Source organism: Pedobacter sp. UYP24, from assembly GCF_054057295.1.
This window is the reverse complement of the sequence record NZ_JBSRZD010000012.1, coordinates 50,523-70,916: the sequence shown is the minus strand read 5'-3', so window position 1 is coordinate 70,916 and position 20,394 is coordinate 50,523. Positions and strand designations below refer to the sequence as shown.

Annotated in this window: 19 protein-coding genes and 1 tRNA gene; 8 read left to right on the top strand and 12 right to left on the bottom strand. The window is 38.3% G+C overall.

The features are described 5' to 3' along the window. Positions 1-162 precede the first annotated feature (162 nt). From ACVWYN_RS16750 to ACVWYN_RS16740, 3 genes are all read right to left on the bottom strand, one after another. Positions 163-327, bottom strand: a complete 165-nt coding sequence (locus tag ACVWYN_RS16750) for a helix-turn-helix domain-containing protein (RefSeq protein ID WP_457290042.1) — start codon at positions 325-327, stop codon at positions 163-165. Between the two features lie 32 nt (positions 328-359). Further along, entirely contained in the window at positions 360-593 is a 234-nt protein-coding gene (locus ACVWYN_RS16745) for a hypothetical protein (protein WP_457290031.1), read from the bottom strand. Between the two features lie 120 nt (positions 594-713). Continuing rightward, positions 714-1,058, bottom strand: a complete 345-nt coding sequence (locus ACVWYN_RS16740; RefSeq protein WP_457290030.1) for a cupin domain-containing protein — start codon at positions 1,056-1,058, stop codon at positions 714-716. 507 nt (positions 1,059-1,565) lie between these two features. On the opposite strand from ACVWYN_RS16740, the gene ACVWYN_RS16735 reads away from it, so the two are divergent. From ACVWYN_RS16735 to ACVWYN_RS16715, 5 genes are all read left to right on the top strand, one after another. Continuing rightward, entirely contained in the window at positions 1,566-4,742 is a 3,177-nt protein-coding gene (locus ACVWYN_RS16735) for a SusC/RagA family TonB-linked outer membrane protein (RefSeq protein WP_457290029.1), read from the top strand. An 8-nt stretch (positions 4,743-4,750) separates the two neighbouring features. Then, complete coding sequence (locus tag ACVWYN_RS16730; RefSeq protein WP_457290028.1) at positions 4,751-6,286, top strand: RagB/SusD family nutrient uptake outer membrane protein; 1,536 nt, start codon at positions 4,751-4,753, stop codon at positions 6,284-6,286. Between the two features lie 32 nt (positions 6,287-6,318). Further along, positions 6,319-7,002 carry a hypothetical protein gene (locus tag ACVWYN_RS16725; RefSeq protein ID WP_457290027.1) on the top strand — a complete coding sequence of 228 codons (684 nt, stop codon included), beginning with the start codon at positions 6,319-6,321 and terminating at the stop codon, positions 7,000-7,002. A gap of 15 nt (positions 7,003-7,017) precedes the next feature. Beyond that, positions 7,018-8,007 carry a hypothetical protein gene (locus tag ACVWYN_RS16720; protein WP_457290026.1) on the top strand — a complete coding sequence of 330 codons (990 nt, stop codon included), beginning with the start codon at positions 7,018-7,020 and terminating at the stop codon, positions 8,005-8,007. A gap of 254 nt (positions 8,008-8,261) precedes the next feature. Beyond that, positions 8,262-9,308 carry a hypothetical protein gene (locus ACVWYN_RS16715; protein WP_457290025.1) on the top strand — a complete coding sequence of 349 codons (1,047 nt, stop codon included), beginning with the start codon at positions 8,262-8,264 and terminating at the stop codon, positions 9,306-9,308. Between the two features lie 23 nt (positions 9,309-9,331). Here the strand turns inward: ACVWYN_RS16715 and ACVWYN_RS16710 are convergent, their stop codons facing one another. The 4 genes from ACVWYN_RS16710 to ACVWYN_RS16695 form a co-directional block, all read right to left on the bottom strand. Continuing rightward, the gene (locus ACVWYN_RS16710) at positions 9,332-10,090 is read right to left on the bottom strand and encodes a COG4705 family protein (protein WP_457290024.1); all 759 of its coding nucleotides are present in this window, start codon (positions 10,088-10,090) and stop codon (positions 9,332-9,334) included. A gap of 90 nt (positions 10,091-10,180) precedes the next feature. Then, a complete protein-coding gene (locus ACVWYN_RS16705; protein ID WP_457290023.1) occupies positions 10,181-10,606 on the bottom strand; it encodes a PepSY-like domain-containing protein in 426 nt (141 codons plus the stop codon). 120 nt (positions 10,607-10,726) lie between these two features. Further along, entirely contained in the window at positions 10,727-11,668 is a 942-nt protein-coding gene (locus ACVWYN_RS16700; protein ID WP_457290022.1) for a beta-propeller domain-containing protein, read from the bottom strand. A gap of 228 nt (positions 11,669-11,896) precedes the next feature. After that, positions 11,897-11,973: transfer RNA gene (locus tag ACVWYN_RS16695), tRNA-Ala, on the bottom strand. A gap of 141 nt (positions 11,974-12,114) precedes the next feature. On the opposite strand from ACVWYN_RS16695, the gene ACVWYN_RS16690 reads away from it, so the two are divergent. Genes ACVWYN_RS16690 through ACVWYN_RS16680 form a run of 3 tightly spaced genes read left to right on the top strand, consistent with a single transcriptional unit; the run spans position 12,115 to position 14,289 of the window. After that, positions 12,115-12,846 (top strand): head GIN domain-containing protein, encoded by a 732-nt coding sequence (locus tag ACVWYN_RS16690; RefSeq protein WP_457290021.1) that lies wholly within the window; start codon positions 12,115-12,117, stop codon positions 12,844-12,846. Continuing rightward, positions 12,846-13,934 carry a serine hydrolase domain-containing protein gene (locus ACVWYN_RS16685; RefSeq protein WP_457290020.1) on the top strand — a complete coding sequence of 363 codons (1,089 nt, stop codon included), beginning with the start codon at positions 12,846-12,848 and terminating at the stop codon, positions 13,932-13,934. The genes ACVWYN_RS16690 and ACVWYN_RS16685 overlap by 1 nt, the downstream gene beginning before the upstream one ends. A gap of 4 nt (positions 13,935-13,938) precedes the next feature. Next, on the top strand, positions 13,939-14,289 hold the full coding sequence (locus ACVWYN_RS16680; RefSeq protein ID WP_457290019.1) for a DUF6717 family protein: 351 nt from the start codon (positions 13,939-13,941) through the stop codon (positions 14,287-14,289). Positions 14,290-14,325: 36 nt separating this feature from the next. On the opposite strand, the gene ACVWYN_RS16675 is transcribed toward ACVWYN_RS16680, so the two are convergent. The 5 genes from ACVWYN_RS16675 to surE all read right to left on the bottom strand — a co-directional run bounded on the left by ACVWYN_RS16675 (position 14,326) and on the right by surE (position 20,279). Next, complete coding sequence (locus tag ACVWYN_RS16675) at positions 14,326-15,741, bottom strand: glycoside hydrolase family 125 protein (protein ID WP_457290018.1); 1,416 nt, start codon at positions 15,739-15,741, stop codon at positions 14,326-14,328. Positions 15,742-15,745: 4 nt separating this feature from the next. Next, complete coding sequence (locus tag ACVWYN_RS16670) at positions 15,746-18,007, bottom strand: GH92 family glycosyl hydrolase (RefSeq protein WP_457290017.1); 2,262 nt, start codon at positions 18,005-18,007, stop codon at positions 15,746-15,748. Positions 18,008-18,092: 85 nt separating this feature from the next. Next, positions 18,093-19,196 (bottom strand): lipid-A-disaccharide synthase, encoded by a 1,104-nt coding sequence (gene lpxB, locus ACVWYN_RS16665; protein ID WP_457290016.1) that lies wholly within the window; start codon positions 19,194-19,196, stop codon positions 18,093-18,095. Next, entirely contained in the window at positions 19,193-19,471 is a 279-nt protein-coding gene (locus ACVWYN_RS16660; protein WP_457290015.1) for a stationary phase survival protein SurE, read from the bottom strand. The genes lpxB and ACVWYN_RS16660 overlap by 4 nt, the downstream gene beginning before the upstream one ends. Before the next feature lie 19 nt (positions 19,472-19,490). Then, a complete protein-coding gene (gene surE, locus ACVWYN_RS16655; protein WP_457290014.1) occupies positions 19,491-20,279 on the bottom strand; it encodes a 5'/3'-nucleotidase SurE in 789 nt (262 codons plus the stop codon). Positions 20,280-20,394 lie beyond the last annotated feature (115 nt).

Genomic DNA, 20,394 nt, shown 5'->3' with positions numbered 1-20,394 from the left:
CTGTTACCTCCCTGTTAGGTCCCTGTTACCTCCCTATTACCTCCCTGCTAATTATCACTACTACATTAACCCTAACCCATCTTGGTATTAACCTAAGATTACGTTTATAAATTCAGAGTAAGTAAATATAAAAAACTTTTCCCGATGATTTATCAACTCTAACTACATCCTCATATAGGACACATTATTCAACTTGTTATAGGAGTTGATGTAACCCTTTGGAGAACTACCCATCAGGCTCTTAAATACACGATTGAAATTATTGATGCTATTGAAACCTGAACTATAAGCTATTCCAGAAATACCGTCCTTCTTACCTGCAACCAGGCTTTTACAAGCTTCATGGATCCTAACTTCATTTAAAAATGAAATGAAGTTCCGACCTGATGTTTCTTAAAGTACCTGCAAAAGGCTTGGGGCGTCATGTAGGCCACTTCAGAAACCTCTTCTAATGTGATTTGATTACTGTAGTTCTGCATAATAAAACTAAGAATTTTACCCAATCGAACTCCTTCGCTTTCTGAAATATCAGATGAATAAACCTCCGGACAAAGCTGATCAACATCCTTCATCTCCCTCAAATCGTTTAGCAAGTCTATAAACTTGCAGATCAGGTCAGTTCCTGATGAATTGTGGAGAGAAAGTAGCTTGGCGGAGAGTTGATTAGTATCCTTTGCAGCTATTTTAAATCCATGTTTATTTTGCTGTAAAAATTATTTTGAGTTCTTCATTTCAGGAAGGCTAAATAAAGAGCCAATCAAACCTTCGGGATTGAAAAAGATGGAGACTGCCCTTATAAGTACACCATTGTCTGAAACAAAGTATTTAGGATTAATTTTGAATAGATGTGGGACATTTGCGCCTATTAAAAAAACATCCCCAGCTTGAAAATCATGCATACTATTCCCGGCAATTAGCGTCCCCTCACATTCCTGAACCAATGTAATCTGACACTCATCGTGCCTATGGAGATAAGGAAGAAAATCAGGCAGATTTATATGCTTAGTAACAACGCTATTCTCATCTGGAACTAATAGTGTAAATGGTAAAACTTTCATGATGCAATTAGGTTTGGTATAAAAATGCACGAATTTTAACATTAAAACTGGTAAAAAAAGTAATTGATGTTAAAATATGGGTAAATATGGTTTATTTTAACATCAATTTAACAATAAAATAAAACAAAACCGCTATTTATACAAACTACAAAAGTTATAATACACTATTTGTTCAATTAAAATGTATTTATAATCAATAAATGAAATATAATTTTATTCTATTAAACAAAATATACAGTAAAATATATGAATACTAACACATATAAATAAGAATAATTGAAAAACACTAAATTAAAAAATAAATTAGCAATAAATAACTAACTAAATTTTATTAAATACCGCAATACAGAGATTAAAATCTAAACTAAGTGTAAAAATAACACTAAGTACCCTTAATTTAACAAAAAATACTGTAAAATTTAAGATAACGTGTTAAAATCCGCTTATTATTTGTAAAATATTGAGTATACTTTTGGGCTTCTGTTAACTAAGCTAACTACTAAATTTATGAATCAAAATTTTACTAAAATTACGACCAAAGCTTTATTTGGAATTTTTTTCTACCTGTTAATACCTTGGCAAGTCTATGCTCAGAGCAGCTTAACAGGCACCGTACTTGATGAGGCAAAAAAACCTGTTCCTGGTGTAACAATTATGGAAAAGGGCACCAAGAATGGAACAATGACAAACAGTGATGGAAAGTTTGCGTTAAAACTTACAAAGTCGGATGCGATCGTTGAAGCAAAAATGATTGGCTATGTTACCAAAGAGCTTCCTTCAGTTGGAAAAACTACACTACTCTTCAATTTAGCGGAAGACAATCAAACGCTGAGTGAAGTGGTGATGGTTGGATATCAGACCATCAGCAGAAAGAAATCAACAGCAGCGATCTCTAGTATTTCCGCTAAAGAATTGGCCAATTTGCCAACCTCTAGTTTCGACCAGCTATTACAAGGTAGGCTTGCAGGGGTAAACGTGCAGAATTTCACCGGATCTCCAGGTGCTGCGCCAACTGTATCAGTTCGGGGTAATTCTCAAATAAGCAGGGGATACGACGAATACAATGTTATCAACTCTCCCTTATACGTGGTTGATGGTGTTCCACAACCTTCAGAAGAATTTGTAGGTCCCGGAACTGGCACTGGAACAAACTATCTTGCTGGCTTAAATCCGGCTGACATTGAAACCATTGATGTGCTCAAGGACGCATCAGCAGCAGCAATCTACGGATCAAGGGGTGCAAATGGCGTTATTATGATCACCACCAAAAAGGGTTTAAGTGGTGAGCCAAGAATAACTGTAGATACTTACACTGGATTAATTGAACGCCCAAACCTAAGGGACGCTACACTTGGTGCTGCAGAAAGAAGACAAAAACTAGACATTTTGCAAAGACAGCTGACTTATGACCAACAGAAAAATCTGCCTGCAATCCTTACTGATAGTTTAAACCCCGCCTACAATGCAAATACAGACTGGCAGGACATTTTCTACAGATCAGGACGTATCAACAACGTGGATTTGGGTGTAAGCGGCGGAAGTGAGAACGGTATGACTTACCGTTTCAGCGGTGGATACTATAATGAAGAAGGTATTGTTAAAGGAACCGGATTTGGCAGATACTCAGGAAGATTGAACTTAAGTACTCGCGCAATGAAGCAGAAATTGATGATCAATCCAATGTTCTACTTCTCAAGAACGAATAGAGATCGCGGAAATGGAGATCCTAATGATGTTAATAATCCGATAAGACTAGGTGCAGGAAATATGCCTTCTTCCCTAATCAATTTGTCTCCAGAAAAAGCAGCTTTTTACCTTGATCCTACAAGTGGAAACTTAGACCAAAACATCAGTAATCAGCTTGCAATAAATCTGAATTTAACTTATGAATTTACAAAGAACTTGATCTTCAATTCTCAATCTTCCTTACAATACAATACTGCAAGAAGAGACAGAAGCTCAACAAGCCTGCTAAATAATGGTTTTGGTAATTCGTCTTCTAGTTATGCTGATGCATCTATAACACCAAGAACATCCAACTATTTGACATACAACAACCAATTTAGCAAACACAGCGTAAGTTTTGTTCTAGGTCAGGATTTAGAATATACCCAATTTCAAACCACTGAAGCAGCAGGTTATGGAGGCTCGTCTGATAACATTCAAACTGTTACTGGCTACCAACAGTCAAGAATCTTTGCTCTTTCCCGTTATCAGGCTTTTGGCTTAGTATCCTACTATGCAAGAGCTAACTATGACTATGACAGCAGATATTTACTATCAGTAAGTGCAAGAACAGACGGTTCATCTAAATTTGGAAAGAACAACAAATGGGGTTACTTCCCATCTGCATCAGTAGGCTGGTTACTTTCTGAAGAAAAATTCATGAAAGAAAAAGAAAACAGTCCGATCTCGCTATTAAAATTGAGAGCCAGCATCGGACTTTCAGGAAGCCTACCTAACGCAGACCAAAATTACTTACAGTACAACCTTTACAATGTAAACAATGGAGGCTATAATGGTAATGGTGGTGCAACTTCTTATAATGGAGTTACAGCCATCACACCAAACTTTGTCAATGGGGCAGCTCAAAACAGTTTAAGTTGGGCAAAAAACAAACAGTGGAATATCGGTGCAGATATAGAATTAAAAAACGGTAGATATGGAATATCGCTTGAAGCTTATAATAAAGAAGGATCCGATCAGCTATTTGATGTACTTCTTCCCGTGACAACTGGATATGACTTAGCTACAACAAATGCGCTGGGCATTCGTAATGCGGGATATGAGCTTACATTAAGGGCAACTCCAATTGAAAAAGCGATAAGATGGAGTACTTCGTTTAACATTGCCTACAACAAAAATACCATCATGAATTTGCCAAACGGAAACAGAGACCTTGTTTTCAATGGCGATAGATTTGATAAATCACATATACTTTCTGTAGGAAGCCCGATCAATGCATTCTATCTGTATAAGACAAGAGGTGTATATTCAAGACTGACTGATGTTCCTGTAAATCCTCTAACGGGCGCAAAATATAGCAGCCAGGGTGAGTACGGCGCAGGAGATTTTTACCTGGAAGATCTTGATGGCAATTATATGATCGATGTTTTCAACGATGGTATTAATCCCGACAAAATACCTGTTGGAGATCCGAATCCGAAATGGACAGGTGGCTTTACGAATACGATAAGCTATAAAAATTGGACATTAAATGTTTTTGCAACTTTCACACTTGATCGTGATATACTAAATTTATTTGAGTCGGATAGTTTTGCAAACTCTCAGGATGGAAATGCCATTTATAACTTCGCGAGCTATTCTACCCCTGATTTTAGTAAAATCAATATTTGGAGACAGCCGGGTGACGTTGCAGACTACGCTAAATACGACATCGGCACCTATAGGTACTACTATACTTCTGCACAAACTTTCTTCCTTGAAAAAGGCGGGTATTTGCGAATCAAAAGCGTTAGTTTAAACTATGACCTTCCTGGAAACATATTGAAAAAATTAGGCTTTGGAAAAGTGAGGGCATTTGCCGTAGTAGATAATCTGGCCATGTTCCAGCAATCTAAAAAACTACCAGATGCAGAAGCCGTTAACCCTTACGGGGAATACAAAGGTAGCGGGTATCCAATTCCAAAAAAATTCACCCTAGGTCTTAATCTTCAATTTTAATAAGAGTAATGATGAAAAACATATTTAAAAACTTAAGTATTGTATGCCTGGCAATTGTTGCGGTAAGCGCTAGTTCATGCAAAAAATTACTTACACAAGAGCCTAAGAACTCGACTTACCAGCAAGTGTTCTGGAAAACTGCCTCTGACGCCAAAAGTGCCATTTCCGGCAACTATGCATTACTCAGAAAAGCATTTACAGATAAAGAGAACAGGTACTATCTGTATGGAGACGCTATCGCGAAAAACTACTTTACCATCCAATACAATGGTGACGGTTTAGAAGGTATACAAAACGGTGATTTCACATTCCAGTATAACCTAAATTCACTTGCAAATTATACCCTTTACTATAAATCGATCGCAATGTCTAACATTGCGCTAGCGAACATTAGTAAAATGACTGAGGAGCAATTAAAAGATGCAGAAAGTCCTGCTCAGTTTAAAAAGGACATGTTGGGTCAAGCCTACTTCCTAAGAGCATTAGCATACTTTGCCATTGTAAGGGTCTGGGGGGATGCACCGCTGGTAACCGAGGCTTATGATGATCCCATCACTGCTCCACAATTACCAAAAAGCACCAAATTGCAGGTAATGAAACAAATTGAGGAAGATTGCCATAAAGCTTACGAGTTGTTGACTTGGTCATACGGTAACTCGGGCGATGCAAAAGTCACCGCTAATCGCGGTTCAGTTTATGCACTGCTAGCTCACCTTTATCTTTGGAGAGCTACCATGACTACTGTAACTAGCACGCCTATTATGGCAGACGTAAACAGCGCAGACACCACAATCAATGCGCTAATTGCTAAAGGAGGGTACCGGAACGCCATCACGGCCCCTACTGATGCGGGAAAATACAAAGACATCTTTATTGGCAGGTCCAGCGAGGGAATCTTTGAATTCAACATGAGCGAAAATACTTTAGAAGGCTCTCATTCAAATATTGGAATCAGTTTTTTAAACAATACGTACATCAACGGGTATGGAAGTGAGGGAAGGTTTTTTGTGGTGCCAAGGTATTTTACCGATTACTTCGTTACAGATACTACAGACATCCGTTTCAAAGAAGGCTTTGCATTAAGAGGTACTGCTAAACCAATTTCAGTAAAATATGCAAATGTAATTTACCGCAATCCAGGCCAAAAATTAGACGCCTATTTAAGCAACAATATGATTGTTTTCAGATTGAGCGATATGCAATTGTTAAAAGCAGAGATCGCTTTATATAAAGGTGACGCCCCTACCGCCATAACCATTATCAATGGTTTTAGAACCAGGAATAGTCCAAACCCAATCTTAGTTCCCGCCGGACAAAGTGTTGATTTTGTGATGAATGAATACATCAAGGAACGTGGCAAAGAGCTTTACCTGGAAGGACATTTATTCTATGACCTGTTAAGAACGAGAAAATATGGAAGGGTGGTTGACTGGCTTACTACGGATAGGTTTAACAGAGAAGGTTTTTACTTCCCTATCGATCCGGCATTATTCAAACAAAACACGAACTTAAAACAGACTACTTACTGGTTAGGGAAAGTTTAATTAAGCTAATGGTATCCAAAAAAAGAAAAATTATGAAAAAATATATAGGCATTTGTATTGTATTTTGTATGGTCATTCTAGCCTCATGCAAAAAAGATGATTACAAAAATGACGGAGGACTAAGTAAAGCTTATGTGGACATGACCACATATGATTACTTGAAGTCTAATCCAAAATTTGACTCACTTGTTAAGGTAATTGACAGAGCGGGATTGAAAGATGCAGTAAATGGAAGTGTAACGTTCTTTGTTACAACTAATTATGGTATCGTTGATTATGTTAAAGCGAAAAAAAACGAAAGAGCTCAACAGGTTGGCAACGAGAATATAAATTTTGGTATCAAAGACATACCGGTGAAAGAATTGAGTGACTCTTTAAAAACATATTTGTTTGCTGGACAAATCAATAGAGACCAAATTACAGTTTCAGGAACACTATATAACAGTTTACTGGGCGTAACACCGAATATCCAATACATGATTAGAATGAGACGTTCGTTCGATTACTCTAATTACCTTAACTATGTGGATTATGTGAATTACGTAAAAGTGATCGGAACCGTTGATGCAAATGAATTGAACCCTAACACCATCCCTGATAATCAAAGAGACAAAGTGGTAGAAGTTCAAACCTCTGGAATTGTCACAAGGACTGGTATTATTCATGTGCTTAGCGGCAATCACCGTTTATTCTTTAACGCAATGCCATTAGACTAATTAAAATCTATAAAAATGAAATTCAAATACTTAATTGGGTTCATGGTGCTAGCTAGCATTGTTGCCTGTAAAAAAATTGACAAGGGCTTTCAAAGTACCAATGTTCGCTATAAAAACAGTGAACTGGTTGCAAAACGAGGATTAATACTTTATCAGTCCGAACAACTCAATGCGGATGGTTCAACTCCTCCATATTCTTTTAAATTACTTAATTTAAGAAAAGTGGATGGGTCTGCTGCACCAAAAGAGTTTTCTACAGAGTATGAGATTACTGTCTTCAAGCCTGGAATGTCCTTTAATGCAGAAACGGATACTACCGTAGCGCTATTGAATACTAAGAGACAGCAAGTAAAAACATTACCAATGACATTTAATGAAAAAAGTGGTCAATTATCATTCAATAAAGGTTCTGCAAACATCCCATTAGGAAAATATGTATTTGATGTGGAAATGACCAATTCAACACGTGTAAACCTCTTTAAGTCAATTGCAACAGTGGTTGTACAAGATCCGCTTCCTGATGATTTATTTGTGATCACAGATAACGTATCGAATGCGTTTAGTGATCAAACAGGGGGGGTAACTGCTCACAAGAATCCGATCATTACCTGTACAAAAATCGCCACTACAGGAGCCAGGGCAATCCTGAAAATGGTAGATAAAAATGGTAGGGTTTTCAACCCCAAAGCTGGTGAAGTAATCAAAAGAGGTGACAGACCAACATTCGAAAACTATGCGAAATTCAATAAGGTTATAGTAACTGATACTGCAATGATCTGTGATTTCGAAATTGCACCATTCCCGTTGGTTAAATACGTTACACCTACCACAAACTGGGGCTTCTTAATGTATTACAGGATTCCAAGTCAGTTTGTAACTATTGATGGAGCACAGTTTACTCCAGCTAAAGGTACATTTTCTGTAAACCCAAGATGGTCTTGGCAGTTGAAACTGGAAGGCACTTATGTAATCCAAGTAAAATTTACTGATGTAACCCATAAATAAAAATATATAGACTTAGGTTAGTAAGTACGTTAGTCCTACGGCTTTTCCTGAAAAGGAAAGGCCGTTTGGATTTTAAGCCCGCGGTAGAATCCATTATTTAAGTTCCCCTCTAATTTTTTACCAGGCCAAGGAAATAATCTTTAAAAGAAAACCTTAATATACTGCTATATTTTTACAGGATTTTGGGAAAAAGTTGTATAATTTCACTTTCCCTTTTCATGTCTTAAATGGTAAATAAAATTGAGCCTACTAAAATGAAGAAAATCCTTATTGCAATACTGCTTTTCCTAAGCCTAATTCAGCCCACTTTTGCGTACCAGAATAGTAAACTGGCAATAACTGGTCAGCAACCCAATGTGGCTATTGATAACAAGGGAACCATCAGAATGGCATACGGGGATGGTGAAAATATCTATTGTATAACTTCAACAAACAATGGGATAAATTTCTCCAAGCCCATATTGGTAGCATCGCTTGCTGGTATGCACCTCGGAAATACTAGGGGACCACAGATTGCATCTACTGCAAGTTCTAGTTTAATCGCTGCAATGGATAAAGATGGCAATATCCATACCTATAAATTGGAATACACCACCAACACATGGAAGAGAACCGCAGATATAAATGACATAGTCAAATCGGCACCAGAAGGTTTGATGGGAATAACGGCAGATCGGAATAATTTTTATGCAGTATGGCTGGATGTGAGGACCAATAAAATGAACAACATTTATTTTTCGAGTCTATTGGCAAAAAGCACAAAATGGTCAAAGAATAAATTGGTTTACCAATCTCCCGAAGGTCATACTTGCGAGTGCTGCAGGCCAAACATTAGCGTGAAGAACGATAAATTAGTCATCACCTTTAGGAACTGGCTTGCTGGATCCCGTGATATTTATTACACGAGTTCAACAGATAACGGAAAAACATTTGCTCCATCAGTTAAGGCTGGTATGGGCACATGGAAAATCAATGCATGCCCGATGGACGGCGGGGGCGTTTCTATTGATGCAAAGGGCCTGGTTTCTACTGTATGGCAGAGAAATGGACAGATCTTCTATTGGAACGAGAAAAAAATTGAACGCGTTATTGGAAATGGCAGGGGAGTGAGCATAGGTCAGAACGGAAATAACATGTTGGTCGCCTGGCAGGAAAAAGATGACATCAAACTTGCCAACCTAACTAAAGAAACAACAAGCATTATTGGCAAGGGTACTCAACCACGCATCTATATCCTTGAAAATGGCAAAAGTTTGTGTGTTTGGGAAAACAATAAAATTATTCAGCTTTTGCTCATATAAACACTTTACCAGAAAGCAAATTGCTATTTCGATGCTCCTTTTAGCTTTTTAAATTCGAGAACCGAAAGATAAATTATCAAACTTACAATTATAACCAGAAATACAACATTTACGGTAACAATTGATATGCCCAATCCTCCTTCTTTAGGCATCTGGGTTAAAAGATCACCCATAGATGCTCCTAGAGGTCTTGTGAATATATAGGCCGCCCAAAAGGCAAAAACCGCATTTAACTTTAAATATTTATATGATAAAAATATTATGGCAATGGTGCTGGAGAACAAAATAGCAGCGAATAGATAGCCTAAGCCAAATTGTTCTGATATTAAATCGCCACCAGAAGTCCCTAAAGCAAAGGTAAATAAAATGGCTGCCCAATAAAAAAACTCACGATTTGTAGAATTTATCTGATGAACAGATAATGTTTTTTCTCTCGCATACCATGTAACAAATACTAAAATAAGGCCAACACCAAAGCATACTGTAGTAGTGACTAAACTAATCCCTAGATTATCAACTAGGTTATCAGAGATTAAAGTACCCATTATACTGATAAACACGACCACTAGCCAGTAAATCCAAGGAACATACCTTTTGGTTCTAAATTGAATAATAAGCACTATAATGAGTAGAGATGCCATCACATAAGAAGTTGTTACCAAGCCTAGGGCTAGATTTACATTTAGAAAATCAGCCGCAGTTTCGCCAATGGTAGTGGCTAATATTTTTATAATCCAGAAGGCTAATGTTACTGCCGGAACTTTATTTAGGAGATTTTTCATCTTTATTTTTGAAATTGAAAATAGTATTAGACAATAATTAAAAAAGGGATTCCTTGTGGAATCCCTTTTTTAATTAGGATACAGATTGAGTTAGTCGTTCTCCTTTTTTTCAGACTTTATTAATTTACCCTCTGGTGTGAATAGCGTATCTTTCCCATTTATCTCGGCCTCGTATTGCACTTCACCATTTGATTTTGTAATTTTTGCTGCCTCTTTAATTTTAGATCCATTATAATTCTTAGCAACATAAGCTATAACGGTTTTGGGTAATTCTGCAACTTTTATTTCCATTTCTTTTTCCATAGCTATTGCAGATGTATTATAGATAATGCTCATCTCATGGCCATTTTTTGTAAAACCAGCCTCATAATTTGCACCCTCTTTTTCCCATTTAACTTTCGTACCAGGATATTCCTTCGCAAAAGCATTCTTAACATTGGCTGGAACTTTTGTTTGTCCCATTACGCTAGCAGTCATCCCAAATGATACTGCGGCAATAATCAATAAATTTTTCATATCTATTTATGTTTTGATAACAAGTTAATTATCAAAACTGTATATACTCTGGAGAACTCGAAATGGTATAAGAAATAATGTCATTAGGGCGCGATCGCAAGAATATGACCTGAAAATTGTTTACCTGATCACCCTACCTTTTACATCCAAAACCATTGCAGCTGCCATATCGTCTCCAAAAACATCACGATTATTAAAAGTCCATACCACTTTTTTATATTTATCATGGGTAATTTCTATCATTTGCGGGTTTTCATTTCCGCTATGCGTATTGCCGAAAATGATGTTTCCGTTTGGCAGCGATTCTAATGATGTGAGCCAAAATAATTTTATCCCAGGCAATTCAGTTCTTTCTACAGACCACACCACTTTACCACTTTTATTTACTTCAATCAATCTGTTGTTATTCCCAGCAGAAATTAAGGTATTCCTATTTTTAAGCCTGATGGCGAGATATACATCGGTTCCGTGCCCTGAATGCCCTGGCGTAGCTTCCTGGTTATTCAAATCTAATGTATACGACCAGGTTACCTTTCCATTTTTATCATATTCCCTCACAGTAGCATCACCTTGATGGCAAGCAAGGTAGTGGCCATTATCAAGTTTCCGTGCCAGACGGGTTTCCATATGCACATCCTTTTGATGAATAAAATAAGGTATTTCTTTCACGATTTTTCCGTCACGATTTACTTCAATAATCCTGCTATTTCCATTTTCAGAAATCATGGTATTCCCATTTTCAAGTCGCTGTACCGCATGTATTTCTATTTTGCCTGAATAACCTACCTTCGGTTTAGAAGTGTATTGCCATATGGTCTTTTTATCTGGTGATATTTCTGTTACAGAAGTGCTGGATGAAATATAAAGGACATTGCCGTTGGCCAGCATAGAGAGGTCGTGGATACTATTTTCGCAAGGTATTTCCCACTCCACTTTCCCTTTTAAATCGACAAGGGCAATCCGGCCCTTATCTTGGCCCAAAACCCTGTGCCTAATTGTGCTTTGCGCGTTCGCAAAAGGGATAAACAAAATACAGCAGATGCAGATTGCAAATAATTTCATAATTGATTTCTCTTTAAAAGATTATTTATTGAGGCGATATAAGGGCAAGTTTTTTCTTCTTCTCCACATAACAAATGTACCCTTACACTTGCATTTTTCAAAGACGAGATTGCAGTTTGATTCTTTTCAAATCTATTCCTGATATAGGAGTTCTAATCTGTTATTCTATAAAATAAATAACATAAAAATGCCCCTAGCTATAAACAAAGGGCATTTTCTTAAAATATTTGGTGGAGAATATCGGATTCGAACCGATCACCTCTTCACTGCCAGCGAAGCGCTCTAGCCAAATGAGCTAATCCCCCGTTTGGGCAAAAGTAATTAAATTTAGAAAGCTTGCAAATTAAATATTTAAATAGATGCAACGTATTACTATTTTAAGCGTCTTATAGAAATCAGGAGTTATGATATTCAATTCTTATCTTTAAAAATCTAAGTTCATTATTATGAGAAAATTACTTTCTATCTTATTTTTAGTTGCATTAGCTTGTCCAACATTATCTGCTTTAGCTGAAACTCCTACCCATATTATTACCTCTATTCCTGTTCAGGATCAACGAGATGTTAAAAATTTTAACGGTGTTGCAGCTGGTGGCCCTATAGAAGTGATTATCACAATTGGCAATACTGAAAGCTTAAAGTTTGAGGGTGATGCAGAGGCCATCTCCACTTTATTATCGGAAGTTAAGGGCGAAGTATTAATCATCAGGCCTAAAACTAGCTGGACCAGTTGGGCTCATAAATATAAAAACAAAAAAATTATAGCGCGCGTATCTGCAAAAAACATCAGTAGCATAGCTATGAGTGGTAATGGCAACATTAAAGTAAATGGAACTGTATTGGCTGAGGCACTTACCACTACTTTAAGCGGATCGGGAAGTATTACTGCTAAAATAGATGCAGATAAATTGACCATTGTGATTAGCGGCTCTGGCATAGTGGATCTTACTGGCAAGGCAGATAAAGCAAGTGTGACTTTAAGCGGATCTGGTAAATTCAATGCGAAGACAATGGAACTTGCTGATCTTGATACCCGCATTAGCGGCTCAGGATCTGTCAATGTAAAAGTTGATGGCAATATTAAAGCATTGGTTAGCGGATCCGGTCGTGTTTACTATAGTGGCAATCCAAATATTGAGCAACGTGTTCTTGGATCTGGAGGGGTAACGAAAATCTAATGAAACAGGCATTATTGGCTGTGCTATATATCTTTTTTTCAATTTCGGCAAATGCACAAACCCTACTTAAAACGGCAGACAGTCTGCGCGTTACCAGTGAAATTCCAGAAATGGGTTATGCCATCCTCACTTCAGATTCTATTTTAATTAGCAACACACTCGGATTTCATCGAAATACCTTAAAAAATGATGAAACAAAGGCCCTACCGAATGATTATTTTCATTTGGGATCTAATACAAAAGCAATAACAGGTATGATTGCAGCCTACCTTGTTGAGCAAAAAAAGATAAGCTGGACAGCTCAACTATTTGCTATACTTCCAAGATGGAAGGCTGCTGCAAACCCAGCGTATTACGAGGTTACTTTAGCGCAATTGCTATCTCACCGTGCAAGGATCAAGCCGTATACCAGCGGAGCGGAATTTCAAAGTCTGCCTAAGTTTACAGGCACCAAATCTGAGCAACGAAAACTATTTGCCTACTATCTGCTTACTAACGAACCTATAAAAAAGAACAATGATACCTATACCTACTCAAATGCGGGCTATAGCATTGCAGCGCTTATGTTGGAACAAGCCAGTGGAAAGACATGGGAAGATCTGGTTGATGAGGTATTGAATAAAAAGCTTCACCTCAATTATAAATTCGGTTGGCCAAACAGAACAGATAAAAACCAACCCTCTGGGCATTGGATGGAAGACAAGGTACTAACGCCGCTTGACTCAGCCACATCTTATAATTTGAATCTGATTGAGCCTGCAGGTGATATTAGTATGCCTATTGCTGATTATGCAAAACTTATTCAAATGAATCTGGATGGACTGCAGGGAAATGACAATTTTTTAAAAGCTCAAACTTATAACTACCTGCATTACGGACTGCCAGAATATGCTATTGGCTGGTTAAACGTTAACAAGCCAGAAAAACATTCTTCTGAGCATGCGGGTTCTGCAGGTACTTTTTACGTATATACCCTTATTAACAAAGATAAAAACATTGCTTATATCATTATGGCAAATGCAGCTACTGACAAAGCACAGGATGTTGTTTTCAAGTTGTTTAATGAAATGGTTAAATCAATAGAATAGCACATTGGAACAAACATTTAGATTTTATAAAACCGCAGCACACAAATGGTTTGTGGACCTACCGGATTGGGGCGGCAATATTGAGGATTTGGAAATGGTAGAAGGTGCTGATAAAATGCTGGATATTGTAAGTAAATATAGCGAAGAATGCCACCTAATAATGTCTGACGAGAAGTTTGATGATGCTGAAGTTTTAATACTGGACAGACCCAAGTTAGATCAATTTGGCGGCGGTGGTATTTACATTTTAGAATGCTACAAGAGCAACCTGCTTAATCACGAACTCTGGCTTTGTGGGGTTACTAAAACTGTTTTTAAAGATCTACCAAAATATATTTATTTCAAGAAACAATAAAGGCTGCCCAATTTGAGCAGCCTTGGTTACTTTATATTAAGCCAATAAATGTGGCTTCTCTTTGTAGACTTTCCATAAGAACTCTCCAAAGATTGTATTTGCCCATGCAAACCATGATCTGCTGAATTTGGAAGGATCATCCATATTAAACGATTCATGCATAAAACCCGTACCAGCATGGCATTTCTGTAATATTTGCAGGCAAGATTTAATTTCTGCTTCGCTGTTGCTAGTTAATCCCTGCATAGTTACCGCTATAGGCCAGATTTTATTGATACCGGTATGCGGACTTCCAATTCCTTTTGCCACTTTTCCCTGGAAATAAAAAGGATTTTCAGCAGAAAGGATTAGCTTACGAGTATTGATATAAACAGAATCGTTTGGCTTTACCGCACCTAAATAAGGCAATGCAAGTAGGCTTGGCACATTCGCATCGTCCATAATATTAAAACTGCCATAACCATTTACTTCAAAGGCATACACTTTACCAAAAGTTGGGTGACTAACTATAGCATGTTTCTGCAATGCTGCTTCTACCTCTGTAGCTAAAGCTCTGCATTCTGCAACTAAAGCGGTGTCTTTATGAACGGCTGCTAAAATTTCTGCAGCTTGTCTTAAACTTACTACTGCAAAAAAGTTGGAAGGCACCAGGAAGTTATAAATGGTAGCATCATCACTTGGCCTGAAGGCCGAACAGATCAAACCAACTGGTTTTACAGGGTAACCATAACCGCTTAGCGGCGTAGTGTCTGTAGCAAACATCGTTTCGCGTTGGAAATGATAAGGGCCTTGTCCGTCTTTACGTTGCTGAACTTTAAAGGTTTTTACAATTACGGCAATTGCTTCTCTCCATGTAGCATCAAATGGGGTGGTATCTCCTGTAAGTTTCCAGTACTGGTAGCTTAGGCGAATTGGATAGCATAATGAATCAATTTCCCATTTACGTTCATGAACGCCAGGCTTCATATCGGTATGGTCGGTTTTCCACTCTCCTACCTTATTGGGATCTCCATAGAATGCATTTGCGTATGGGTCTTTTATAATACTTTTTACCTGGTGGTTTACCACACCGGCAATAAGGTTTTGCAATTGCTTATCACCCTTTATCAGTTGAAGGTATGGTGTAACTTGTGCAGTACTATCGCGAAGCCACATGGCATCAATATCTCCGGTGATTACATAGGTATCATGTTTGCCATCTTTTTCTGTGTAAGTCACCGTGGTATCCAGTGTGTTTGGAAAGCAATTTTCAAACAACCAACCCAATTCCTTGTTCTTCACATTTTTGTGAAACTCAGCAATGGCGCTGTCGACAGCTTTACTTTGGAAGTGCCTTTGTGAAGCGGCAACCCTCACTACTGGGAAATCTGGTGCAGCCGCAAATGACACTTTGCTAGCCATTACTCCGGCTGCCAATAATCCTGTGTTTTGTAAAAAAATTCTTCTTTTCATATTTCTATTTGGTTAGAGAAAAAGGCTTGTCTTCTGGTAGTAAACCTCTATTCTCATTTGGTTTTTTACTCATTTCTAATTTTAGCACACCACCATTTGTTAAATCGGCATGGGTAATATAGTTTTTAGTATATGCCTTCCCATTCAATGTGGCCGACTGGATATAGACATGGTCTTTATCGTTAGCCGGGGCTTCTATAATGAATTTTTTTCCGTTCTCTAAATTAAGGGTTATTTTCTTAAACATTGGGCTTCCCAGTACATATTCTCCCGTACCCGGTGTAACACTGTAAAAACCTAATGCACTCAATACATACCATGATGAGGTCTGCCCCTGATCTTCATCACCCGGGTATCCATTCTCCGTAGCGTTGTACAACTTAGTCATCACTTCTCTGGCGTGTGCCTGTGCCTTCCAAGGTTGTCCGGCATAATTATATAGGTAAACCATGTGTTGGATGGGTTGGTTACCATGGGCATACTGACCAAGATTGGCCATTACCATTTCGGTCATTTCGTGGATCATCCCTCCATAGGTACCTACTTTAACTTTATTGGGCTCAGTAAACACGGAATCCAGTTTGGCGGTAAAATTCCTATCGCCACCCATCAAATTAATAAGTCCTTTAGTATCCTGAAAAACCGACCAGTGGTAATGCCAAGCATTTCCTTCAGTAAATGGACCACCCCACTCAATTGGATCAAAGTTTTTAGTCCAGGAGCCATCTGCTCCCTTCCCACGCATAAACCTAGTAGATGGATCGTAAACATTTTTGTAGTTATACATAGGTTTCTCAAAGATCTCCATGTATTTTTTATTACCGGTCATTCTTGCCAACTCATATCCACAGTAATCGTCATAAGCATATTCTAATGTTTTAGCGGTAGACTCTCTATATTTAGGATATGGAACATAGCCAAGCTCATTGTATTCTTTAACACCATCGCGACCATTAGCTGGCCCCCATGGGCCTTTGTTCATGGCCTCATGATAATAAGCATCCAGCGCTTCTTTAGGATCAAAAGTATGTATTCCCTTTGCCCATGCATCTGCCAGCAAGGAAATAGCGTGGTTACCAATCATGCTTCCGCCTTCGCTTGGAAATGACCAGGACGGCAGCCAACCGCATTGCTTATACGCATCAATCATGGCTTGCATGTAATGGCCATGCATTTCTGGATGCATTAAAGTATTTAAAGGAAACTGGGCACGGAAGGTATCCCAAAAACCAGTATCTGTAAACATATAACCTAGATGAACCTTTCCATCATATGGACTAAAGTAATATGGTTTTCCGGCAGCATCAATCTCATAGAATTTTCTGGAGAATAGGCTTGCCCTAAAAAAACAAGAATAAAAAGTTGCCTTATCTTCCTCTGAGCCACCCTCAACGGCCACGCGACCTAAAGATTTATTCCAAATTGCAGCAGCATTCTTTTTAGTTTGCTCTAAAGTTTTATCGGCTCCCAGCTCTCTTTTTAGGTTAAGCTGTGCCTGCTCTGGGCTAATATAAGAAGAAGCAGTTTTAACCTGAACCTTTGCACCCGCTGTAAATTCTATGTAAGCTCCCTTACCCAGGCCTTCTGCCGATAGAGAATCTGCCATCACTGTATTGTTTCTGTTTTCCCAGGTACCATACGCTTTAATAGGCTGATCAAACTCAATCACAAAATAACTTTTCCAATTGTTTCTGAATCCCTGTCCGTTACTAACCCATCCTGTAATCCTTCTTTCCTTAGGAAAGATTTTTACGCCACTAGTGCGGTTATAGCCATCTAAAACAAGGATACTCTTCTCTCCTTTAGGATAGCTAAAACGGAGATGGGCACCTCTTTCTGATGGCGAGATCTCTGTGGTGATTTTATTGTCAAACTGAACTTTGTAATAGTTGGGTTTAGCTATTTCGTTTGCATGGCTAAATTTAGCTTCACGTTTATTTTCATCCACCACTAACTCAGTCATGGGCATTAAAGAAAATACAGCATAATCTCTGGTCCAGGAGCTACATTGATGCGCTTGTTGAAAGCCCCTTATCTTATCAATAAAATACTGGTATTTCCAACCGTCGCCATTCTTGCCGGTCTGTGGCGTCCAGGTGTGCATACCAAAAGGCAATGCAGTTGTTGGGTACGTATTACCCCTTGTAAGTTCGTGTTTAGAGTTGGTACCTTGAAGCGTATTTACGTAGCTAACGAGGTCTGCCTGTTGGGCAAACGAAACGTTTGCTAACAATAGCATTGCAATTAAGAGTTGTTTTGATTTCATATTTGCGTAGGACCTTGCTACCTAACTAACAAGGCTTTTTATTTGGTTTAAAACGTTTTAGTATCCCAATAATAGGAATTTTAAATTACTTAAGAAATTTTACGATCAATTTAGCGGTTCTCTCTGAGGCACCAGGCTTACCCATTAGCTCACTAAGCTGCTTATATTCTTCGAGCATCATTTCTCTGATCATGCCTTTCGTAATCATCTTTAAGCTATTGGCAATAGCACTTTCATTGCATTGCTCTTGGATTAACTCTGTTACCACCCTTTTATTCATAATCAAGTTTACCAGTGATATAAACTTGATCTTTACAAGTGCTTTGGCAATTGCCACAGAAATACTTCCTCCACGATATACCACTACTTGTGGCACGTGAAAGAGCGCGGCTTCCAGCGTAGCTGTACCAGAAGCAACTATAGCGACGTGCGCCACATTAAGGAGATCGTAAGTCTCATTAAAAGCTAATGTGACATCCTCACTAGTGCTGAATTGCTGATAATACTCTTCAGTAAATCCCGGTGCAGCAGCCACAACGAAGTGGTACCCTTTAAACCGCGAAATAATACTCAGCATATCTGGCAGCAAGCGCTCTATCTCCTGTTTTCTGCTTCCAGGTAAGAGGGCAATAATGGGTTTATCTGTAATATGGTGCAACCCTTTAAAATGTTCGTTTGGTGTAAATTGTGCAATTTCATCTAGCAAAGGATTGCCTACATAATCAACATCCATTCCCCAGCCTTTGTAGAATTCTACTTCAAATGGCAGGATGCAAAACAGCTTATCTACAACGCGCTTTATTTTGTGTACTCTTTTTTGGTTCCAGGCCCAAACCTTTGGTGATATGTAGTAGCAAACTTTTAGTCCTTTCTTCTTTGCAAACTCAGCAATGTTCAGATTAAAGCCAGGAAAGTCTATTAGCACTAATGTATCTGGCTGATAGGAAAGTAGGTCTGCCTTACAGGCCTTCATATTTTTAAAGATGGTTCTAATGTTTAGCAATACTTCTGTAAAGCCCATAAAGGCCATATCAGCATAGTGCTTGACCAACTTTCCACCAACGGCCTCCATTTTATCGCCGCCATAAAAGCGAAATTCTGCTTCTGGGTCTTCCATTTTTAGTGCCTTCATTAGATTGGAGCCATGCAGATCGCCTGATGCCTCCCCGGCTATTAGATAGTATTTCATGACTGACTGATTTTGTAGAAAAAGAAAGCAAAGGCCCATAGAAAGGTCGCGCTGACTACACCCCTTGCTGTCTTCTCTTTATCCTGTTTAAAAAAGTAATGCATTAATAGCGCATTTACTGCAATGGCGGCAATTAGTAGCAAGTCTGCTTTTGCTAAAAAAGCAAACCGGTGCATCAGATACCAGGCAAGGGATAACAGTAGGGCCGGTAGCACCAGTCCTACAGCCAATCCTGCCCAAACTGAATTTGAAATTTTGCCTTTAGTTTCTTGCATATTCTCCTATTTACTCTAATTAAGCACCTTCAACCTCAAATGTCCAGGAATTTAAAACTGGAATAGCATGGTGAGCCGTAAGATCGAACTGAACAGGCACTACAGAAACAAATCCATTATCCAATGCCCAAACATCTGTATCCTCACCTTTATCATTATTTTGAAAAACACCAGTTAACCAGTAATAAGGGCGCTGGTAAGGATCTTTTCTTTCATCAAACTCTTCTGCCCATTTCGCATTCGCCTGGCGACATATTTTTATACCTTTTAAATTCTCCCCTTTGGGGAAATTTACGTTTAGCAATGTTGCCTGCGGCAAGCCATGTTCCAGCACTTGTAAAGAAATGGCTTTTATAAATTTCTTGACGTGACTAAAATCTGCTTCCTGACTAAAATCATCAAGTGAGAACCCAATAGATGGAATACCTTCAATTGCTCCTTCTACAGCGGCAGACATGGTGCCTGAATAAATCACGTTGATGGAATTGTTCAGGCCGTGGTTTACACCAGAGACACATAAATCTGGTTTTTTGCCTTTAAAAATCTTGTTAACAGCTAGTTTCACGCAATCTACTGGAGTTCCTGAACATTTGTACATTTCCACACCCGGGTAAAGATCAACTTTATCAAAACGAAGTGGCTTACCAATAGTAATGGCATGGCCCATTCCAGATTGTGGACCATCGGGGGCTACGACTACCACATTTCCCAAACCCTGCATTACCTCAATCAGGTTCTTGATACCTGGCGCTGTAATTCCATCGTCGTTTACCACAAGGATATTTGGCTTATTTTGCTGCTTTTTCATTTTTAATTAAACTTTTTATATCAATGAAGTAAAAGTACAACATCAATAATACACATTTAAATATTTTTTATGCCCTTATAACGAATCATAACACAGTTTTATATATGTTTGACTA

Coding starts and splice junctions, on each gene's coding strand:
- ACVWYN_RS16740 (WP_457290030.1), bottom strand. CDS start 1,058: ATGAAAGTTTTACCATTTACACTATTAGTTCCAGATGAGAATAGCGTT.
- ACVWYN_RS16735 (WP_457290029.1), top strand. CDS start 1,566: ATGAATCAAAATTTTACTAAAATTACGACCAAAGCTTTATTTGGAATT.
- ACVWYN_RS16730 (WP_457290028.1), top strand. CDS start 4,751: ATGATGAAAAACATATTTAAAAACTTAAGTATTGTATGCCTGGCAATT.
- ACVWYN_RS16725 (WP_457290027.1), top strand. CDS start 6,319: ATGAAAAAATATATAGGCATTTGTATTGTATTTTGTATGGTCATTCTA.
- ACVWYN_RS16720 (WP_457290026.1), top strand. CDS start 7,018: ATGAAATTCAAATACTTAATTGGGTTCATGGTGCTAGCTAGCATTGTT.
- ACVWYN_RS16715 (WP_457290025.1), top strand. CDS start 8,262: ATGAAGAAAATCCTTATTGCAATACTGCTTTTCCTAAGCCTAATTCAG.
- ACVWYN_RS16710 (WP_457290024.1), bottom strand. CDS start 10,090: ATGAAAAATCTCCTAAATAAAGTTCCGGCAGTAACATTAGCCTTCTGG.
- ACVWYN_RS16705 (WP_457290023.1), bottom strand. CDS start 10,606: ATGAAAAATTTATTGATTATTGCCGCAGTATCATTTGGGATGACTGCT.
- ACVWYN_RS16700 (WP_457290022.1), bottom strand. CDS start 11,668: ATGAAATTATTTGCAATCTGCATCTGCTGTATTTTGTTTATCCCTTTT.
- ACVWYN_RS16690 (WP_457290021.1), top strand. CDS start 12,115: ATGAGAAAATTACTTTCTATCTTATTTTTAGTTGCATTAGCTTGTCCA.
- ACVWYN_RS16685 (WP_457290020.1), top strand. CDS start 12,846: ATGAAACAGGCATTATTGGCTGTGCTATATATCTTTTTTTCAATTTCG.
- ACVWYN_RS16675 (WP_457290018.1), bottom strand. CDS start 15,741: ATGAAAAGAAGAATTTTTTTACAAAACACAGGATTATTGGCAGCCGGA.
- ACVWYN_RS16670 (WP_457290017.1), bottom strand. CDS start 18,007: ATGAAATCAAAACAACTCTTAATTGCAATGCTATTGTTAGCAAACGTT.
- lpxB (WP_457290016.1), bottom strand. CDS start 19,196: ATGAAATACTATCTAATAGCCGGGGAGGCATCAGGCGATCTGCATGGC.
- ACVWYN_RS16660 (WP_457290015.1), bottom strand. CDS start 19,471: ATGCAAGAAACTAAAGGCAAAATTTCAAATTCAGTTTGGGCAGGATTG.
- surE (WP_457290014.1), bottom strand. CDS start 20,279: ATGAAAAAGCAGCAAAATAAGCCAAATATCCTTGTGGTAAACGACGAT.